14 protein-coding genes and 1 pseudogene are annotated in these 18,678 nt (G+C 71.5%); 11 read left to right on the forward strand and 4 right to left on the reverse strand.

Features of this window, described 5'->3' with window-relative positions; translation table 11 throughout:
• From ACZ4YL_RS40360 to ACZ4YL_RS40390, 7 genes and pseudogenes are all read left to right on the forward strand, one after another.
• Positions 1 to 830 (forward strand): annotated as a pseudogene (locus ACZ4YL_RS40360) (amino acid permease); the annotation flags it as partial.
• A 126-nt stretch (positions 831 to 956) separates the two neighbouring features.
• Positions 957 to 2,909 carry a protein kinase domain-containing protein gene (locus ACZ4YL_RS40365; RefSeq protein ID WP_468123413.1) on the forward strand — a complete coding sequence of 651 codons (1,953 nt, stop codon included), beginning with the start codon at positions 957 to 959 and terminating at the stop codon, positions 2,907 to 2,909.
• Positions 2,910 to 3,116: 207 nt separating this feature from the next.
• Positions 3,117 to 3,803, forward strand: coding sequence for a response regulator (locus ACZ4YL_RS40370; protein ID WP_468123414.1), 687 nt, complete (start codon positions 3,117 to 3,119; stop codon positions 3,801 to 3,803).
• A gap of 105 nt (positions 3,804 to 3,908) precedes the next feature.
• Positions 3,909 to 5,033 carry a saccharopine dehydrogenase family protein gene (locus ACZ4YL_RS40375; protein WP_468123416.1) on the forward strand — a complete coding sequence of 375 codons (1,125 nt, stop codon included), beginning with the start codon at positions 3,909 to 3,911 and terminating at the stop codon, positions 5,031 to 5,033.
• On the forward strand, positions 5,030 to 5,632 hold the full coding sequence (locus ACZ4YL_RS40380) for a TetR family transcriptional regulator (protein ID WP_468123418.1): 603 nt from the start codon (positions 5,030 to 5,032) through the stop codon (positions 5,630 to 5,632). The genes ACZ4YL_RS40375 and ACZ4YL_RS40380 overlap by 4 nt, the downstream gene beginning before the upstream one ends.
• A gap of 243 nt (positions 5,633 to 5,875) precedes the next feature.
• Positions 5,876 to 7,813 carry an APC family permease gene (locus ACZ4YL_RS40385; RefSeq protein WP_468123419.1) on the forward strand — a complete coding sequence of 646 codons (1,938 nt, stop codon included), beginning with the start codon at positions 5,876 to 5,878 and terminating at the stop codon, positions 7,811 to 7,813.
• Positions 7,814 to 7,890: 77 nt separating this feature from the next.
• Positions 7,891 to 8,064, forward strand: coding sequence for a hypothetical protein (locus tag ACZ4YL_RS40390; RefSeq protein ID WP_468123421.1), 174 nt, complete (start codon positions 7,891 to 7,893; stop codon positions 8,062 to 8,064).
• A 9-nt stretch (positions 8,065 to 8,073) separates the two neighbouring features.
• Here the strand turns inward: ACZ4YL_RS40390 and lysA are convergent, their stop codons facing one another.
• Both lysA and ACZ4YL_RS40400 read right to left on the reverse strand, forming a co-directional pair.
• Positions 8,074 to 9,408 (reverse strand): diaminopimelate decarboxylase, encoded by a 1,335-nt coding sequence (lysA, locus tag ACZ4YL_RS40395; RefSeq protein WP_468123423.1) that lies wholly within the window; start codon positions 9,406 to 9,408, stop codon positions 8,074 to 8,076.
• 13 nt (positions 9,409 to 9,421) lie between these two features.
• Entirely contained in the window at positions 9,422 to 9,793 is a 372-nt protein-coding gene (locus tag ACZ4YL_RS40400; protein ID WP_468123425.1) for an SAV_915 family protein, read from the reverse strand.
• Between the two features lie 296 nt (positions 9,794 to 10,089).
• Between ACZ4YL_RS40400 and ACZ4YL_RS40405 the strand changes: the two genes are divergently transcribed.
• From ACZ4YL_RS40405 to ACZ4YL_RS40415, 3 genes are all read left to right on the forward strand, one after another.
• Positions 10,090 to 10,602, forward strand: coding sequence for a universal stress protein (locus ACZ4YL_RS40405; protein WP_468123427.1), 513 nt, complete (start codon positions 10,090 to 10,092; stop codon positions 10,600 to 10,602).
• Positions 10,603 to 10,803: 201 nt separating this feature from the next.
• The gene (locus ACZ4YL_RS40410) at positions 10,804 to 11,859 is read left to right on the forward strand and encodes a magnesium and cobalt transport protein CorA (protein WP_468123429.1); all 1,056 of its coding nucleotides are present in this window, start codon (positions 10,804 to 10,806) and stop codon (positions 11,857 to 11,859) included.
• A gap of 313 nt (positions 11,860 to 12,172) precedes the next feature.
• Complete coding sequence (locus ACZ4YL_RS40415; RefSeq protein ID WP_468123431.1) at positions 12,173 to 14,071, forward strand: copper resistance CopC/CopD family protein; 1,899 nt, start codon at positions 12,173 to 12,175, stop codon at positions 14,069 to 14,071.
• A gap of 86 nt (positions 14,072 to 14,157) precedes the next feature.
• On the opposite strand, the gene ACZ4YL_RS40420 is transcribed toward ACZ4YL_RS40415, so the two are convergent.
• Together ACZ4YL_RS40420 and ACZ4YL_RS40425 are read right to left on the reverse strand one after the other, a co-directional pair.
• The gene (locus ACZ4YL_RS40420) at positions 14,158 to 14,889 is read right to left on the reverse strand and encodes a DUF1775 domain-containing protein (RefSeq protein WP_468123432.1); all 732 of its coding nucleotides are present in this window, start codon (positions 14,887 to 14,889) and stop codon (positions 14,158 to 14,160) included.
• Positions 14,890 to 15,931: 1,042 nt separating this feature from the next.
• Positions 15,932 to 17,887, reverse strand: coding sequence for a M28 family peptidase (locus ACZ4YL_RS40425; protein WP_468123434.1), 1,956 nt, complete (start codon positions 17,885 to 17,887; stop codon positions 15,932 to 15,934).
• Between the two features lie 446 nt (positions 17,888 to 18,333).
• Between ACZ4YL_RS40425 and ACZ4YL_RS40430 the strand changes: the two genes are divergently transcribed.
• Positions 18,334 to 18,609, forward strand: coding sequence for an SH3 domain-containing protein (locus ACZ4YL_RS40430; protein WP_468123435.1), 276 nt, complete (start codon positions 18,334 to 18,336; stop codon positions 18,607 to 18,609).
• The last annotated feature ends 69 nt before the right edge of the window (positions 18,610 to 18,678 follow it).

The following is an 18,678-nucleotide window of genomic DNA, read 5'->3' on the forward strand; positions in this document are numbered from 1 at the left end:
GTCCACCGCCACGGCGTGGTCTGGCTGGCGCTCGTGTCCGCCGCCCTGCTCGTCTTCTCCGGCGGCGACACCAACACCCTCGTCCCGCTCTTCGCAATCGGCGTCTTCGTCGGCTTCACCATCTGCCAGGTCGGCATGGTCCGGCACTGGTACGGCGAGCGCCCCGGGGGCTGGCAGACCAAGGCCGCCCTCAACGGCTTCGGCGCGCTGCTGACCGGCGTCTCCGCGGTGGTCGTCACCGCCACCAAGTTCACCGAGGGCGCCTGGCTGATCGTCCTCGCCCTGCCGTTGACCGTCCTCGCCTTCGAGAAGGTCCACCGAGCCTACGCTCGGATCGGCGAGCGCCTGGAGCTCGGCCGCATCCCGCAGCCGCCCCACCGGGCCCACTCGCTCGTCGTCGTTCCCGTCTCCGGTCTGTCCCGCCTGACCTGCCAGGCCTCACCGCCGCCCGCTCCCTCGGCGACGAGGTCCTCGCCGTCACCGTCACCCACCCCACGGCCGAGGACCGGCAGGCCGCCGAAGCCCTCCGCCGGGACTGGGAGTTGTGGAATCCGGGCGTCGAGCTGATCGAACTCTCCTCGGACACCCGCTCGCTGGGCCGCCCCGTATCGGCGTACGTGCGCAAGCTCGCGCAGACCTGCCCGGACGCCCAGGTCACCGTCCTCATCCCGGAGACCGAACCCGCGCACCTGTGGCAGCGGCTGCTCCAGAACCGGCGCGGCTCCGTCGTCGCCCACGCTGTCCGGCGCGACACCGACGCAGTCATCTGCCGCCTCCGCTTCCGCATCGTGGCGGAAGCCGGGCGGATCGTCCTTTGCCCGAGGCCGTAGACGGCGAGGTTGCGGCGCAGGCACGGCCGGCCGGCGCCGGTTCCCCACGGGGGAGGAGTCGCTCAGTAGGATGCGGCGGCGGATCCCGTAGGGCCGGCGAGGGCCGGGCCCGGGGGATCGGGCGGGATGCGGGGGGCCTTGAACGTCGCGGGGATGTACATCGGCGGCCGGTACCGGCTGGAGGCACTGCTCGGACGCGGCGGGATGGGTGAGGTGTGGCGGGCCCACGATCCCCGGCTCGATCGCAAGGTCGCGATCAAGTTCCTTCCCCCGCACCTGGCCGACGGCCAGGTCGTGGACCGGTTCCACCGCGAGGCCCAGGTCACGGCGCGGCTCCAGCACGCGGGTATCACGCAGGTCTTCGACAGCGGTGCACAGGACGGACAGCTCCACCTGGTGATGGAGCTGCTCGACGGGCGGAATCTGGGCGCGGTGCTGCAGGCGCAGACGTCCGGGCTGCCCGTGCACCGGGCTGTGGACCTGGCCGCGCAAGTGGCCGACGCGCTCTCGTACGCCCACCGGGCGGATGTCGTCCATCGGGACATCAAGCCCGCCAATCTCATGCTGGTCGCCGGCGGCCGGGTGAAGGTGTGCGACTTCGGGATCGCGGGGTTCGTCCATGCCGACTCCGGCCTGACCCGGGAGGGCAGCCTGATCGGGACGCCCGACTACATGGCGCCCGAACAGTGCCAGGGCCGGCGGGTCGACGGCCGGGCCGACCTGTACGCCCTCGGCTGCGTCCTGTTCGCCCTGCTCACCGGGAAGCCGCCGTTCACGACACACGGAGACCTCCGGGTCGTGATGATGGATCACATCCACACACCACCCCCACGGCTGGCCTCTCTGCGGCCCGGCGTCCCCGTCGAGCTCGACCGGTTCGTCTCCGTGTTGCTCTCGAAGGACCCCGGTGACCGCCCGGACTACGCCGGGGCCGTCGCCGACCGGCTCAGGGACCTGACCTCCCGGCGTACCGGCGCGCGGCTCTCCGTGCCGCGACAGGTCCCGGCGTCCGCTTCCCCCTCCGGACCGGACCCCAGGTACGCGTACGCCGGTCGCCCGGCGCCGGCCCCTCCCGTCTCCGGTTTCACCATGGAGGCGTACTACGACGAGCCTCTTCACCCGGAGGCGGCCGAGGTCGACGCGATCGTCACGGTGACGGGTGCGGGCGCAGCCCCCGACGACACGGCGGCCGCGGCGCCCCGCGCGCTGGTCTTCCTGCTCGGGCTCTCCGAAGGGCTCCCCGAAGCGGACTTCCGCGCCGTGACGGCTGCGGTCGGCACCGCCATCGACGGCCTGGACGAGGGCGCTTCCTTCGCCGTCGTGGCGGGCTCGGACCATGCCCGGATGCTCTACCCCGACACCATGCGCCTGGTCCGGGCGAACGCGGAGACCAAGGCCGAGGCGCGCGCCGCGCTGGCCGGGCTGGAGCCGATCGGGGCGGTCGCCTTCGGCAGATGGTTGCGGCTCGCCGGCCGGCTGCTGGCCGCGCACGGCGACGCCGTGCGCACCGCGATCCTCCTCATGGACCTGACAGCCACGGCCGAGGGCCCCGAAGAGCTGCCGGCCGTGCTCGCCTCGTGCGCCGGCCGCTTCTCCTGCCACGTGCGCGGCATCGGCACCGACTGGGAGGTGGCCACGATCAGATCCATCACCACGGCGCTGTCCGGCACGTTGGACATCGTCAGGGATCCCTCGGAGCCCACGTCGCAACTCACGGGGGAGCTGACCTCGCTCATCGCCCGGACCCGCCAGGCATTCGCCCGCGACCTCGCCCTGCGGGTCGCGATGCCCGGAGGCGGGCAGGTGCGGTTCGTCAAGCAGCTCACGCCGTCCGTGGACGATCTCACCGGCCACGGGTATCAGGTCGGACCCGGCACCGGTGAGTACCCCATCGAGGTCCCGGACGGCGGGTCCTGCGACTACCACCTCCTGCTGGACCTGCCACCCGGCAGTCATGACGACGGGGCGGTCGTGGCCGAGCTGAGCATCGTCGCCCTTCCCCCGTCCGGCGACGGACAGACACTCGCCCGGCTGCCGATACCGGTCCGGCGGGACGCCGAGCCCACCTCGCTTCCGTAGCCAGGGGTTCCGTACGGGAGTCGTCAAGGTCGGGCCGCCGGCCGTATGGACGTTGTCAAGGCGTGCCCTGGCCGCCGGGAAACCGCTGTTTCATCGGGAGAGTGTTCCGTCCGAGCACCGCACCCGTGTCCGGTGGGCGCGGGCGGCCCATGGTGGACCGGTCCGCGACCGCTCCGTCACGACGTACGACAGGAAGGCGGCACGCCGATGACCCGGGTGCTGGTGGTGGATGACGAACCGCAGCTGGTGCGGTCTCTGGTGATCAGTCTGAAGGCGCGGAAGTACGACGTCGCATCCGCCCCGGACGGGGGAGCGGCCCTGGAGTCCGCTGCGGGGCGCCGTCCGGACGTGGTTCTGCTCGACCTGGGCCTGCCGGACATGGACGGGATCGATGTGATCAGGCGCCTGCGGGAGCGCTCGCAGGTGCCCATCCTGGTGCTGTCCGCCCGCCACGGTTCCCAGGAGAAGATCCAGGCCCTGGACGCCGGTGCCGACGACTACCTCACCAAGCCCTTCAGCATGGACGAGTTGCTGGCCCGGCTGGGAGCCGTCACCCGCCGCGCCCTCCTGCAGGATCCGGTCGCCGCGGACGAAGAGGTCGTGGAGACGGAGGAGTTCAGCGTCGACCTCCTCGCGAAGAAGGCGAGGCGCAGAGGGAAGAACATCAGGCTCACGCCGACGGAATGGCATGTGCTGGAAGTCCTGATCCGCAACCGGGGCCGGCTCGTCAGCCAGCGGCGGCTGCTCCAGGAGGTGTGGGGTTCCTCCAGGGCATCGCAGACCAACTACCTGCGGGTGTACATGGCTCACCTGCGGCGGAAGCTGGAAGCGGACCCGTCGCACCCGCGCCACCTGATCACGGTCTCCGGCCTGGGGTACCGCTTCGAGGCGTGAGTGGGGCCGAGCCGGCGGGGGCGCCGCCGGGCCGGGCCGGTGCGAGTACCGGACACGGGTGCACGCGGAATCGCATTTTTAGGTCACCTGACCTAGAATTTGGTCATGATCACCGAACCGCACGACGAGCTGCGCCCGGACCCCTCCGGCCCCGTACTGATCACCGGCGGATACGGCACCGTGGGCGCCGAGATCGCCCGCATCCTGGCCGTGGACACCCCGACCCTGCTCACCGGCCGCAACCCCGGCCGGGGCGAGGCGCTCGCCGCCGAAGTCGGGGGCGAGGTGCGCGCCTGGGACCTGGCGGACCCCGCCCCCTTCCGGGCGGGCGTCCGGGCTGTCATCAGCTCGGTCAACGACCCCGAGGACCGGGTGCTGCACGCCGCCGCGGCCGCCGGCGTGCCCTACGTCGACATCACCCGGTGGACGGGCCGCCTGCAGCGGGCCGTCACCGTCGCCGCCCTGCTCCGGCCGGCCGCCCCGGTCCTGCTGTCCTCCGCCTGGATGGGCGGCGTCAGCAGCCTGGTGGCGGCCGCGCTGGCCGAGGAACTGGGCGGCGCCGAGCAGGTGGAGATCGCCGTGCGGTGGGACATGGCAGACCGGGCCGGGACGGACTCCGTCGAGTTCATGGACCGGCTGGGCGTGGCGTTCGAGGTGGTGGACGGCGGGCGACGCCGGCTCGCCTCCCCGATGACGGAGTCCCGTACGGTACGCATCGGGGGAACACCCGTACGCGTCGCGCGCATCGACACCCCGGAACAGTTCACCCTGCCGCTGACCCTCGGCACCGCCACGGCGGCCACCCGCATCGGGTTCAGCTCCCCGGCCGCGACCCGGGCGCTCCTCGCGCTGCGGGGTACGGGATTCTTCCGCTGGGCCGACGGGGAACGCTGGGCCCCCGCGCGCCGGGCCCTGCTCCACTCGCCGGGCGACGGCGGAACGGCCCGGCTGCGCGTGGACGTCACCCATCGCGGGCGCACGCGCACCGCGACCGTCACCGACCCGCTCGGCCAGCACCACCTGACGGCGGTCGGGGCCGTCGCAGGCCTGCGCCGCGTCCTCGGCACCGACGGCTCCCCGGCCCCCCGGGGCGTGGTCTTCCCCGAGCAGCACCCGGATCCCGCCCGCGCGGTCGAGCTGCTCGCCGCACACGGCGTCGGCCTTTCCTACGACGAGGACGCCGCCGCCGGTACGGGCCACGGCCGGGCCGGAACGCAGGCCGCCGCATGAGCGCCGCAGCCGGACCGACCTCCAAGGGCCGCCAGCGGCGTACGGCCCTCCTCGACGCGGCCGAGCGCGTCCTCACCAGCTCCGGAAGGTCCGAACTGACCCTGCGGGCGGTCGCCGAGGAAGCCGGTGTCCGGCTGGGCCACCTCCAGTACTACTTTCCGGCCCGTGCCGCCCTCCTGTCGGCGCTCCTCGACCGCATCCTCGCCTCGTCCTTGGAACGGGTCACCGCCCTCACCGCCGCGCCCACGCACGGCACCGGCCGCGAGGCCCTGCTCGACGCCGTCCTCTCCGACCACGACGACCCGCGCCTGGTACTGCTGTTCACCGAGGTGTGGGCACTGGCCGCGCACGACGAGGAAGCGGCCGCGGCGGTCCGCGTCTTCTACGACCAGTACGTCACGCACGTGGCCGCGTTCGTCCGGGAGCACGCGCCGGGCCTGAGCGCCGCCGAAGCCCAGCACAGGGCCGAGGTGTTCGTCATGCTCATGGAGGGGTCCGCCCTGTTCCGCTCCGGCATCACCGGCCGCCGTACGGCCGGCACCGACGCCCGCCTGCGCGAGGCCGCGCTCACCCTGCTCGGGGGCGCCGCCCGCCCCTGAGATCCGACCGAACGGCGTCAGCACGGCGGACAGCGGACGCCGTCGGCTGCACCTGACGCGGTCCCGCCAGGTGGGGTTCCAGGTGCAAGGGGAGCAGGTCCGTTACGCCACAGGTGGCCCTGTATGCGTTAAGGACACGTCAGGGTTTGCTCACTCGCGTGCATAAAGGATCAGCCTGCGTACGCTTGCTCAGCCGTCGTTGTCGATGGCTGATTCTTTGCCGTACGACAGGAGCACCCCACGATGGCCACCCCTGCCCGCACGTCACGCCTGCGCGCGTGGATGCTGGAAGGCTTGACCGCCGAGAACAGTTCGCCCGCCGCCAAGGAGGCGGCGGCCCAGCCCCACGGCCGGCCGTGGTGGCGGGTCATGTGTCTGACGGGTCTCGACTACTTCTCCACCCTCGGCTATCAGCCCGGTATCGCGTTCCTCGCGGCCGGGTTGCTGTCGCCGCTGGCGACCATCGTGCTGGTCCTCCTCACCCTGTTCGGCGCGCTGCCCGTCTACCGGCGGGTGGCCGAGGAGAGCCCGCACGGCGAGGGCTCCATCGCCATGCTGGAGCGGCTGCTCACCTTCTGGAAGGGGAAGCTCTTCGTCCTGACCCTGCTCGGGTTCGCGGCCACCGACTTCCTCATCACCATCACCCTTTCCGCCGCCGACGCGACCGCGCACCTGGTGGAGAACCCGCACCTCACCAGCACCCTGCACGGCAACGAGGTGCTGATCACCCTCATCATGATCGCGCTCCTCGGGGCCGTCTTCCTCAAGGGGTTCAGCGAGGCCATCGGTGTTGCCGTGGTCCTGGTCGTCACCTACCTCGGGCTGAACGTGATCGTGGTGGCGGTGGGGCTGTGGCACGTGTTCGCCGAACCGCAGGTCATCACCGACTGGACGACCGCGCTGACCGCCGAGCACGGCAACGTTTTCATGATGATCGCCATCGCCCTCGTCGTGTTCCCGAAGCTCGCACTCGGCCTCTCCGGCTTCGAGACCGGGGTGGCGGTCATGCCGCACGTGCAGGGCGATCCCGCGGACACCGAGGAGAAGCCCGCCGGCCGGATCCGCGGCGCCAAGAAGCTGCTGACCACGGCCGCCGTCATCATGAGCATCTTCCTGATCTGCTCCAGCCTCATCACCACACTGCTGATCCCGGCCGCCCAGTTCGAGCCGGGCGGCGAGGCCAACGGCCGAGCGCTCGCCTACCTGGCGCACGAGTACCTGGGATCGGCCTTCGGCACGGTCTACGACATCTCCACGATCCTGATCCTGTGGTTCGCCGGCTCCTCCGCGATGGCGGGCCTGCTGAACCTGATGCCGCGCTACCTGCCCCGCTACGGCATGGCCCCGCACTGGGCCCGCGCCCTGCGGCCGATGGTCATCGTGTTCACCCTCGTCGCGTTCCTGGTCACCTGGATCTTCGACGCCGACGTCGACGCCCAGGGCGGCGCGTACGCCACCGGTGTCCTCGTCCTGATCACCTCGGCCGCGGTCGCCGTGACCATCGCCGCCCGCCGGGCGGGGGAGCGCGGCTGGACCATCGGCTTCGCCATCATCTCCGCCGTCTTCATCTACACGACCGCGGTCAACATCGTCGAACGCCCCGACGGCGTGAAGATCGGAGCCTGCTTCATCGCCGGCATCATGGCGCTCTCCCTTCTCTCCCGTCTCGCCCGCGTCTTCGAGCTGCGCGTCACGCACGTGGAGTTCGACGACATGGCCCAGCGGTTCATCCGCGACACCGCCAACCGCACGATCCGGTTCATCGCCAACGAGCCCGACAACCGGGACCGCGAGGAGTACCGGCAGAAGAAGGAACAGATCCGCGCGGACAACGACATCCCCGCCGGGGACGACGTGATGTTCGTCGAGGTCACCGTCCTGGACGCGTCCGAGTTCGAATCCGGCATGCGCGTACGCGGCGAGGTGCTGCACGACCGCTACCGCGTCCTGACCCTGGAGAGCTCCAGCATCCCCAACGCCCTCGCGGCTTTTCTGCTCCACGTCCGGGACGAGACCGGCCAGCGCCCGCACATCTACTTCGAGTGGACCGAGGGCAACCCGATGGCCAACTTCCTCCGCTTCTTCCTCTTCGGGCAGGGCGAGGTCGCCCCCGTCACCCGCGAGGTCATCCGGGAAGCCGAACCGGACCGGACCCGCCGCCCCCACGTCCACGCCGGCTGAACCAGCCGCGTCAAAACGCCGACAGGAATCCCGCCGGACCCTCGCCATGACGAGAGTCCGGCGGGATTCTCACTGATGTGACCACTCGCTCGCGCGCCGACCGCGGCATCCGCCGGACCGTACTCGCCCTCGCGGCGGCCGGCCTGCCCCTCATCGCCACAGGCGCCGTCCTCGATGCCCTGTGGCTGCTCGGCATCGGCGTCTGGGGAGTGATGGCCGCGATCGTGATCGAGCTCGTCTACCGGCCATGAAGGGACGGCCTAACCGCCGATGTCCCGGCTGCGGAAGTCCTCCAGCGTCTCGCGCCGGACCAGCACCCGCGACGCGCCCTCGTGGACGGCGACCACCGGCGGACGCCCCACCATGTTGTAACCGGAAGCCATGGACAGCTGGTACGCGCCCGCCACTGGTACGGCGAGCAGGTCACCGGGGTGGATGTCGCCCGGCAGTTCCACATCGGCCGCGAGGACGTCCCCGGCCTCGCAGTGCCGGCCGACGACCGTGGCCGTGCAGGCGCCGGCAGTGGAGTGCCGGCCGATCAGGCGGGGTGCGTAGCGCACCCCGTACAGGGCGGGCCGCGGATTGTCGCTCATCCCGCCGTCCACGGCGACGAACACCTTCCCGCCGGTGTGCTTGACGGCGAGCACGCGATACAGGGCGACCCCGGCAGGACCGGCCAGGGCACGCCCCGGTTCGATGACGAGTCGGGGCACGGTCAGGCCCGCGTCGGCGCAGCTTTCGCCGAGCTCGGCGCGGAGGCCGCGGGCGAGGGCGGTGAGGTCGAGGGCGGACTCGCCCGGCCGGTAGGCGATGCCGTGGCCGCCGCCCATGTCCAGCTCGGGCAGGATGATGCCGTGCGCGTCACGGACGCGGGCCATCAGCCCGACCATCCTGCGCAGGGCGACGAGGTAGGGCTCCACCTCGGTGATCTGGGAGCCGATGTGGCAGTGCAGGCCGGTCAGTTCGAGCTGAGGCTGGCCGAGTATGCGCGCGATGGCGTCCTGCGCCGATCCATCGGTGGGCGAGAGGCCGAACTTCTGGTCCTCCGTACCGGTGCGGATCTTCTCGTGGCCCCCGGCCGAGACGCCCGGCACCACCCGCACCATCACCTTCTGGTGCCCGTCCGGCCCGACGGCGGCCGCGATCCGGGCGATCTCGGACGGCCCGTCGATGACGATGCGGCCGACCCCGAGCCGCAGAGCCGCCCCGATGTCCCGGGGCGACTTCGCGTTGCCGTGCAGCACGATCCGCTCGGGCGGGAACCCGGCGGTGACGGCGAGCTCCAGCTCTCCGGCCGAGCAGACGTCCAGGCCCAGTCCCTCCTCCTCCACCCAGCGCACCATCGCGCGGGAGAGGAAGGCCTTGGCGGCGTAGAGGACGTCGGCCTCGGGGAGAGCCGCGCGGTAGGTACGGCACCGCTCGCGGACCTCACCCTCGTCCAGAACGTAGGCCGGGGTGTCGAACCGGTCGGCGATCTCCACCAGGGACACCCCGCCGACGGCCACGTCCCCGTGCGGGAGCCGGGTCGTGGAGGCGGGCCACACGGACAGTTCACCGGCACCGGCCGGAATCTCCGAGAGGGAGGCGATGGTCATGGTGCGGTTCCCTTCAGACGGTCCGGGCAACGGTCCCGGGGGCCTGCGGGACGGGAGAGGTGACCGCCCCCGTGGCCGCCCCGGCAGCCGCCCCGGTCACCGCAGGTGCGGTGAGGGTCGGGTCGACGGTCAGCAGCGATGCCCCGATCGGTTCGGCCATCGCGCGGAGCGCGGACTCGGAGAGCCGGATCCAGCGCTGGCCGGCGCCGAGCGTCGCGGCCAGCCGCTCCCCACTGGTGAAGCCCACAGCGGTACGCGCTCCCAGCGGGGTGCGGAACAGGCGCACCACCACCTCCGCCCTTCCCGGCAGGACCGGCACGTACAGCGGCCCGGCCGGGACACGTTCTTCAGGCTCCGGGTCGTCTTCGTACTGGAACAAACACATGAGGCCCTCCCAGAGGAACCACGAGTGACGGTTGAGGCCCCGGATGCGGGGAGGCAGTCCAGGGCGCGACAACGAAGCTATCCCCGCCCGCACACACCTGCGGCCGCCCCATGACGGGACCTTGACGGCGACGGACCAAGTCCATACGGATCGCTGACGGCCCCCGGACCGGGGCGGCATCAGGGTTCCGTATGGGGTGGGGACCTCCGCGTGAGAAAGCCGTCAACATCCCGTCCTCGTCCCCTGCCGAGGCCCTTCCATAGGAACCGGTGAACGCCGAGGAGAGGGAAGAGGCCGTGCGAAAAGTCGTGGTCGGTGCCACGGGCACCCCGGGGAGTCTGGCCGCATTGCACAAGGCCGCCGCAGAGGCCCGGTTGCGTGATGCCGAGCTGTGGGCCGTCCTGGCCTGGCAGCCGCCGGGTGGCGAACTCGGGAGCCGCAACTGCCTCGCGCCCGCTGCTCTGGCGCAATGCCGCGCCGCGGCCGTCGAAAGACTGCGCGAGGTCCTCGACACGGCCTTCGGTGCCGTGCATCCAGGTGTCAGCCTCGCGGGCCTCACGGTACGGGCCACCCCGGGCGCGGCGCTGGTGGACACCGCCCGCGACCCGGAGGACCTCCTGGTGGTCGGCACGGGATCCCGTACGGTGTGGCGCCGCCTCGTCCGCCCCTCGGTGGCCCGCTACTGCGTCGCGCACGCCGCCTGCCCCGTCCTGGCGGTTCCGCCGTCCCCACTCCAGGCCGAGCTGGAATCCGTGCACCGCCGCAACGTCTGGAGGATTCCGCTGGACCTGCGGGAGCTGGCCCCCTGAGCCTTCCGTGGACCCACCCGGGCCGACCCCCTCACGACCTCGTGACCAGCGAAATCGACCGGGGAGGGCAGCCATCGGGGCCGGCTGCGAGGACATCTCTGCCGAGTCGGAGGAGCATCTATTGCTGTGAGGCCTGTACGGCGCGCCACGCCCCGGCGGGCACGAGGCGGCGCACATCGGTCGGCCGTGAGGAGGAAGACCATGATCGTCGACTGCGCACATTACCGCGACGGGCGTCGACAGGACGAGGGCGCGATGCCACTGGAACAGGCGGCCGCACGCTGCCGGCAAGGCGGATTCGTCTGGCTCGGCATCTTCGAACCGGGTCCCGAGGAGCTGGACCGGGTCCGCGAGATCTTCGGACTGCACGAGCTCGCCGTCGAGGACGCCTCGGCCTTCCACCTGCGACCGAAGGCCGAGCAGTACGAGGACGGCACCGAGCTGATCATCCTGCGCACGGCACGCTACGACGACGACCGGGAGGAGATCGACACCGGCGAGATCAGCATCTTCCTCGCCGACCACTTCGTGATCACCGTTCGCCAGGGCATCGCGAGCGAGCTGCACGAAGCCCGCAGCCGGCTCGAAAGCCGCCCCGAACTGCTCAAGACCGGCAGCGCCTCCACGCTGTGGGCGATCCTCGACCAGGTCGTCGACAGCTACGCGCCGGTCGTCGGCGAACTTGAGCGTGACATCGAGCAGATCGAAGCCACGGTGTTCTCCGGGGCGGTCGCCCCGACTGAACGGATCTACTCCCTGCGCCGCGAGGCCACCGACTTCTACCGGGCCGTGCACCCGCTGCTCGCCGTACTCACGCGGCGGCTGCAGACCGGCAGGACGCCGCCCGCGCTCCAGCCGTACATGCGTGACGTGCACGACCACCTGCTGCTGGTCAACGAGGAGGTCGCCGCCCAACGCGACCTCCTGACCACCGTCCTGGAAGCGAACATCGCGGTGATCTCCGTAGAGCAGAACAAGATCAACCTTCGGCAGAGCGCCACGATGGAACGGCTCACGATCCTCGCGAGCGTGTTCCTCCCCCTGTCCTTCGTGGTCGGCTTCTTCGGGCAGAATTTCGGCTGGCTGGTGACCCACATCAGCAGCTTCACGGCGTTCCTCACCCTCACCGTCCTCGGGGTTCTCCTGCCGTGCCTGATGCTGTACGTCTGGCTGCGCCGACGCCGAGACCGGCCGACACCGCCGATGCCCGAGGTGAGCCGCGTCGACCGGCCCGCCCCGGCAGCCTCCACGAAGTGAAGACGGCGCCGGCGATCGGCCTCACCCGCGCGGACGAACGCCGCGGCCGGGGCTGCCCGGTCCGCCCCGCCCGTTCCATACAGGAACGCGCCCCGAGCTGAGCCTTTCCGTGCCGCCTTTAGCCGAACTTGCTTAACCAGCTCCCTCCTGAGGCCGGCAGCACTATCGTCCACATCCCGTCATGACCTGCAGCCCTGCCCGAGTCCCTCCTGTCGCCCCAGTGAGCCCTACCGTCCGACCGCTGCCCCCGCAGGACCGAGTTCCGGGCGGCGGTGCCGCCGCCGACGACCGCCACTTCGGAGACTGACTGTCCATGCACACCGGATCACCCCCCGCGAGGACGTCACTGACCGTCCTGGCGCTGGTCGCCGCCCTGCTCGCCCTGATCCTCGGCGGGGCGGGCCCGGCCTTCGCGCACGCCGGCCTCAGCGGCTCCGATCCTGCGGAAGGCAGCGTCCTCGCGACGGCTCCGGAACAGGTCACCCTCACCTTCACGGAGTCGGTCAGCTTCTCCGACGACTCACTGAGAGTGCTGTCTCCGGAGAACGAGCGCGCCAACCCGCGCCCGGCCCAGCACGCGGACGGCAAGGAGAACACCGCACGGGTAGAGCTGTCCGGCAAGCTCCCCCAGGGCACCTACACGGTGGCCTGGCGCGTCGTCTCCGCCGATGGCCACCCGATCTCGGGCGCGTTCGTCTTCTCCATCGGTCAACCGTCCGGCACCGCCGCCGTGGTGGCGACCGCCTCGCCCGAGGACACGACGGCCGGCCGCCTGTACGGCTTCTTCCGTTACGTCGCCTACAGCGGGCTCGCTCTTCTGGTCGGAGCTGCCGCCTTCGTCCTCGTGTGCTGGTCCACCGCAGGCGCGCTCCGCCCCGTACGCAGGGTGCTGGCCGTCGGCTGGGCGGCACTACTGGCGTCCACCGTGGCCCTGTTGCTGCTGCGCGGCCCGTACGAGACGGCCGGCGCGCTGACTTCGGCGTTCGACCTGTCTCAGCTGGGCCGGACCGTCACCGGGAGGCCCGGGCTGGCACTGATCGCACGGCTTGTCCTGCTCGCGGTCGCCGCCGTGTTGCTGAGGCGGTCGGCCGTACGACTCGACCGTCACGACGACGGATCGCCGCTGAGGGACCTCGGAGCCGGCGTCCGCCTGAGCGGAGCGGTTCTCGCCCTGGCCCTGGCCTTCACCTGGGCCTCGGCGGAACACGCCTCCGCCGGCATCCAGGTGCCGCTGGCCATTCCGGTCGCCGTGCTGCACCTGCTGGCCATGGGGGTCTGGCTGGGCGGCCTGATCACGCTGGCGATCCTCCTCCGGCGTCGAGGGCCCGGCAGCCGTGACATCCCGGCGTCCGCGATCGGCCGGTTTTCCACCCTGGCTTTCACCGCCGTCGCCGTACTGGCCGGCACGGGGATGTACCAGTCCTGGCGGCAGGTCGGCTCGTGGGAGGCGATGTCCACCACGTCGTACGGCAGGACGCTCGCCGTGAAGATCGCCGCCGTGGTTCTCGTGCTGTGCGTGGCGTCCTTCTCCCGCCGTTGGACGGCCCGCCTCGTTCACCAGGCGCCACCGGCCGCGGAACCGCAGGCGGTGCCCGAGCCCGAGCTGGTGAGTGCCGTACAGACGGTCGGAGCGCCGGCTTCCCCCAGGGCGACCGACCACAGCGGTACGTCCGATGTGCCCGCCGGGGATGAGCCGGGGGACGGCATCGAGCCGCCCGTCTTCGAGGCCGGCGGATACCGGCGCAGCCTGCGCCGCACGGTGGCCGTCGAGGCCGTACTCGGTGTCGTGGTCCTGGCGATCACGACCTTGCTCACCGGAACCCAGCCCAGCCGCGCCGCCGGCACGGCCCCGGCGGCCACGGCTCAGGAGCCTCAGACGAAGGTGGTCACGGTCCCCTTCGACATGGGGACGGCCAACCAGCACGGCGCGGTGCAGATCACGCTGGCGCCGGGACGCGTCGGCGAGAACACCGTCGAAGCCGTCGTGTTCACCGCGGACGGCGGCCTCGCCACCGTCCCCGAACTCCGACTCACCCTCACCCAGGACGACCTCGGAATCGGCCCGCTGGACGCCAGGCTCAAGAACCAGAAGGGGTACTGGGCCACCTACGACCTGCGGCTGCCCATGCCCGGTGTCTGGACCCTGAACATCACCGTGCGCACCACCGACATCGACCAGGTCACCGTGCGCGAGACCGTCCGCATCACGTAGTCGCCGCAGGAGGAGCACGCACGGGACCCGCACGCGATCGGGGCCGGCGCACGGCGTGAGCCGCGTGCCGACCCCGATCGTGCCGGTCAGGATCGGCTACGGCTGCGACGCATCCACCAGAAGGTGCCGACAGCGACCAGCAGAAGCACGGCCGCAACCCCGCCGACGACGGCTCCGGTGCTGTTGCCCGCCTCCGCCTCGCCCGTCGCCTGCGCGCCGTTGGACGCGACGGGAGCGGACGGCGCCGCCGACGGCTCGACGGACGGGGCGGCGCTCGGCGTCGGAGACGGCGAGGGGCTCGGGGCGATCGGCTTGGCCCCGGGGGCCGCCGCCTTCAGTTCGAGCACGGGAGCCGGGTTGTCGACCTTCTCGCCGCCGGTGGGCACCTCGATCCAGCGGGAGACCTTTCCGTCGCCGTAGGTCTCCAGAGTCTTGAAGACCAGGGACTTCTCGTCGGGCAGCTGGCGGACGGTGATGCTGTACTCGGCATCGGTGCCGGTCGCCAGGGCCGGGCCCCCGATCGCGTACCCGTCCGGGGTGGCCGTCAGCTTCCACTCCTTGGGAGCGTCCTTGAGCGTCACGGCGTCCGGAGCGATGCCCTTCGGGAGCACCACCTTCAACTCCGCGATGCCTGCGGTGTCCGACTCCGCCTCGGAGGTGAAGGACAGCGTGACGTTCTCGGCGAGCGCGCGCGGATCGGAGGCGGTGACCTCGGCATGCGCGGCGGCCGGCCCGGCAGCCACGCCCAGGACCACCAGGGCGCAGGCGACCGCAAAGGCCGTCCTGGAGAACGGGAGACGGGTGTGTGACCTGTTCATGATGGAAAAACCCTCTCGGTACGCGGCACGGGCCTCACCCTGCAGGTGAGGAGCCGGCCAGGATCAGGGGAACGTCTCCTGCACCTCCGGCAGGAGGCCCCCGACGCACCACCGCGTGACAGAGCATGGTCATCACCGCCGGCCGTACGGCAAGCCCGCCGAGCGCAACGGGTACCGCCCGCAGACCAGGCCGGAACCACGGCCGGCGGCCTGCCCCGAAAGCCGCGACGGCAAGCGCCACCGCCGCTTGGGCCCATCGGCCCACCGTCTCCGGCAGACGGCTCAGCGCCTCATCCGCGCGGTGCATGAGCAGAGCCATCACGCATGTGGCCACGCAATGAGCCGCCGTCATGGCCCACGCCGCGTCGTGTGGGGTATGCCCGATCTCCGGCAGCACACCGTCGTGTGCTGCGGCGTGCCCGTGGCGTACGTCCCCCTGCAGGGACAGAGCCCCGTGCAGGAGGAGCTGAGCCAGCCCGGTCACCGCAAGAACATGCCGACCAGGCAGGTACGGACGGGCTGCCGGCCACGCGAGAGCGAAGACGGCCGGCGCCCCGACCGTCGCCCGCCACCAGGACACCGGGTCCTCCGAGACCAGGCGATGGGCCACGACGGCCAACGCCGAGCTGAGCAGCGTGAACACGGCAGCCCGCAGCCACCGTCCGCTCCGCCCCGCAGGCTGCGGACACGAGCGCATCCGTGCACGGGCTCCGGCCATGTCGGGCTCATCATCCACCGCCCCCGTCACGGCGATCCCACAACTGTCAATTGTGAAACAGTTTTTCGGACTGCCGTGTGATCGGGCTCGCCGAGCGGGCGCAGGCGAGGAGGCTGTGAGACCGCCCCTCGCCGGGTGGGACTGGGCCAACGACACCCTGACGCCGGGCACCTGGTGCATCTACCGGCCCGGGCAGCCGGCGCGAGTCCTCCCGGAACAGCGCGGGCCCTGTGCCGCGATCACCGGAGCGACCAGCACGCGGGGTCCACGCAGTTACGCGGGCCCGGGGCCGCGGTGGTACTCGCCGCGGCCCGGCGGGTGCGGCTACAGGCCCGCGAAGGTCAGGGCGGTCGCGGTGACGGAGCGCGCGATCGCGGCCGCGTACTGCGTGTCGTGGTCCTCGTCCAGGAGGGTGTCGCCAGGCGTGTGGTACTTCCGGGTGCCGGTTCCCCCCTGGCTGCCGTCAGCGCGGAAGAGGTCCTCGGAGACGGCGATGGCCGCCCATCCCCGCTCGTGGAAACTCGCGTGGTCGCTCCGCCCCAGGGCGGGGTCCCCAGGTCCGGTGAGCTGCTGGATCGCGAAGCCGGCGGCGATGGCGGGGATGGTCCGCGCGACCAGGTCACCGAGTGCGTCGGAGGCGGCCGCGATCGGCCCGGGTACGGAGGAGCCGGCATGGATCTCCACCGCGGGCGAGCTGCCGTCCTGCAAACCGGCGATCATGTCCATCTGGAAGACGCCCGCGATACGGTCGTCCGCCGCCGCGGCGGCGCGCGCGTAGCGCTTGCTGCCGACGAGCGCCTGTTCCTCGGCGTTGAAGAGGACGAAGCGAACGTGACGCGTCGGCGCTCTGCCCTCCGCGACGAGCGCGTGCAGACACTCCGCCGCGGCCATGACCGCCGCGGTGCCGCTCCCGTCGTCGTCCGCGCCGGGCGCCGGGTCCACCAAGGGGTCGTAGGGGCGGGGATCGCCGTTCGCATCGACGAAGTCACCACTCTCCGCCGTCGAATCCAGATGTCCCGTGATGAGAACGGCGGAGTCGGCCCCCTCGACGCGGTGCTCCGCTTCGACATTGAACAACCGGCGTCCCCGCCACCTGAACGCGTGCCGTCTGACCACCAGTCCCAGATCCTGGAAGTGCCGGACCAGCGCGTCCACGACGAGACCGTTGTCGGCATGCGCCGCGTGACGGCTGCGGATCTTCAGTGACTCGCCCGGGACCAGCGGTTCGACGCCGGAGATGCGTGCCACGTGCGCACGCAGCGCCTCGGGCGTCACGGTCGCGCGTACGGCCGCGAGTGTTTCGGGGGAGGGAAGACCATTGCCCGTTTCCCTGAATCCGGCTGGCAGGGCCGCGGCGAACCCCTCGGCCTGCGTCTCACCAGGGCGTGACAGGAGCGCCGGGTCCGGGAGCAGCCGTTCGGTGTGTCCGGGCTTGGCTCCCTGCGCGTGCACCTCCTCGACCGGGACACCGGCGGGCGCAGCGACGTAGACACCGCCGGGCGCCGGCCCGAGCGAGGAGATCTGCCGCGGGTATGCGGTCAGTTCGCCGGAGGCGAAGCAGAACGCGGCCGCTGCGCGCATCGCCCCTTCGGCCGCCGTCCGGGACTCCTCCGAGGCGCCCGCGAGGGCCTCCGGCACCGGGACCGAGCGGTCGTCCCTGATCAGGAATGCCGCCGTGTCCTCCACCTGCCCCCGTACGTCGGTCGTGAACCCTGCCTGTCGGAGCGTCTCGATTCCGAGTGCGGTCGTCATGGCGAGCACGAGCCGAGGGGAGGCGACATGTACGGGAACGGCCTCCGTGCCGTTCGCCACCGACTCCAGCACGCCCAGGCTCCCGCCCTCCGGCACGTCGATCCTCGTCCAGAAGACCGGGCGGTTCTCGATGGCCGCCCAGGTGAACACCGGGTGGGGTGCGACACGCATGCCCGCCGTGCGGGCGAACGCGCGCTCGTCGTGGTCCTCGCCCACGAAGACGCAGTCGTCGGCCGCGCCGCCCGTGCTCGCGACTGCGTCGTCGAAGATCGCGCGGCTGGTCTTGGGGCCGAAGCGAATGAGGCGGTCGTCCGTGAACCGGCCGGGGAACGCTTCATGGAGGGCTTGCGTGATCTGCGCGACCGCGTCCTGTTCGGTGCCCGGGTCGGAGATGATGCCCTTGGGTTCCCCTGCAAAAGCATCGAGCACCTGCAAGACCCGGGGGCGAGGGCGCAACAGCCAGGATCCGTCCGCCTCGACGCGGCCGTCCGCCAAGGTCGCCCCGATGTCGAAGAAGAGTGTGGTCATCTCGGCGCCTCCGATGGTTCGACGTACGCCGCCGCCGCCGACGGGAGGGTCCTCCCGGACCGCGGCGCGCAGCCCCGTTCATATCGTCACGCACCGTAATGAGTGCGGCAACCGGACGGCCGGCATGCGCACCGGGTCCGCTGTCCCGATTGCCGGTCATCGGGCCCTGCAGCAAGCCGTATCCGTGCTGCTCGCGCTCTACGTGGCCGTGCTCGGTGGCCGGACGGTCCACTACAGGGGGTGATTGAACGGTCATCATTGTTCTGCTGGATCGTTGAAAACAGCCTTCGACGACGCGGGGCGCAACCATCGGAATGATGTCCGGTCGCCGGTCGTGGTGATGCCCCGCACGCCTCCGGCTCCCCGACAGGGATTGGCCCTACCGTGCAAGCAACCCGTCCGCATACCGGACCACGTCCCGCCACTCAGGCATTCCCTTGGAGGTCATGGTGCCCAGTTCAGCTCAGCCGTTCGGCACGGTCGTCAGCAGCAGCGGCGTCAACCTGCGGAGATATCCGAGTACCGACTCTTCCCTCGTCGGCAATCTGAGCCACGGCGCCGTGGTCGGTCTGCACAGCAAGGTGCACGCGCAGCCCATCGACGGCAACAGCATCTGGTACCTGCTGCGCGACCAGGCCGTGTGGGTCGCCGCCCGTCACGTCGACAACACCGGAGAGGTGCCGCTGTCCAAGGACGCCCAACCCGCCGCCCCCCAGGGCTGACGGCGGCCCGGCCCTCAGCTCGTCCAAGGCCGTCCGGGGGGCAGTCCGTGGCGTTCGGCTCCCCGGGGC

The organism is Streptomyces sp. NPDC030021, assembly GCF_055574035.1.

What these genes read in the sequence shown, in the direction of transcription:
- ACZ4YL_RS40425 (WP_468123434.1), bottom strand. Translation starts at nt 17,887, where the DNA reads ATGACCACACTCTTCTTCGACATCGGGGCGACCTTGGCGGACGGCCGC.
- ACZ4YL_RS40370 (WP_468123414.1), top strand. Translation starts at nt 3,117, where the DNA reads ATGACCCGGGTGCTGGTGGTGGATGACGAACCGCAGCTGGTGCGGTCT.
- ACZ4YL_RS40420 (WP_468123432.1), bottom strand. Translation starts at nt 14,889, where the DNA reads ATGAACAGGTCACACACCCGTCTCCCGTTCTCCAGGACGGCCTTTGCG.
- ACZ4YL_RS40385 (WP_468123419.1), top strand. Translation starts at nt 5,876, where the DNA reads ATGGCCACCCCTGCCCGCACGTCACGCCTGCGCGCGTGGATGCTGGAA.
- ACZ4YL_RS40415 (WP_468123431.1), top strand. Translation starts at nt 12,173, where the DNA reads ATGCACACCGGATCACCCCCCGCGAGGACGTCACTGACCGTCCTGGCG.
- ACZ4YL_RS40410 (WP_468123429.1), top strand. Translation starts at nt 10,804, where the DNA reads ATGATCGTCGACTGCGCACATTACCGCGACGGGCGTCGACAGGACGAG.
- ACZ4YL_RS40380 (WP_468123418.1), top strand. Translation starts at nt 5,030, where the DNA reads ATGAGCGCCGCAGCCGGACCGACCTCCAAGGGCCGCCAGCGGCGTACG.
- lysA (WP_468123423.1), bottom strand. Translation starts at nt 9,408, where the DNA reads ATGACCATCGCCTCCCTCTCGGAGATTCCGGCCGGTGCCGGTGAACTG.
- ACZ4YL_RS40375 (WP_468123416.1), top strand. Translation starts at nt 3,909, where the DNA reads ATGATCACCGAACCGCACGACGAGCTGCGCCCGGACCCCTCCGGCCCC.
- ACZ4YL_RS40400 (WP_468123425.1), bottom strand. Translation starts at nt 9,793, where the DNA reads ATGTGTTTGTTCCAGTACGAAGACGACCCGGAGCCTGAAGAACGTGTC.
- ACZ4YL_RS40430 (WP_468123435.1), top strand. Translation starts at nt 18,334, where the DNA reads ATGGTGCCCAGTTCAGCTCAGCCGTTCGGCACGGTCGTCAGCAGCAGC.
- ACZ4YL_RS40365 (WP_468123413.1), top strand. Translation starts at nt 957, where the DNA reads ATGCGGGGGGCCTTGAACGTCGCGGGGATGTACATCGGCGGCCGGTAC.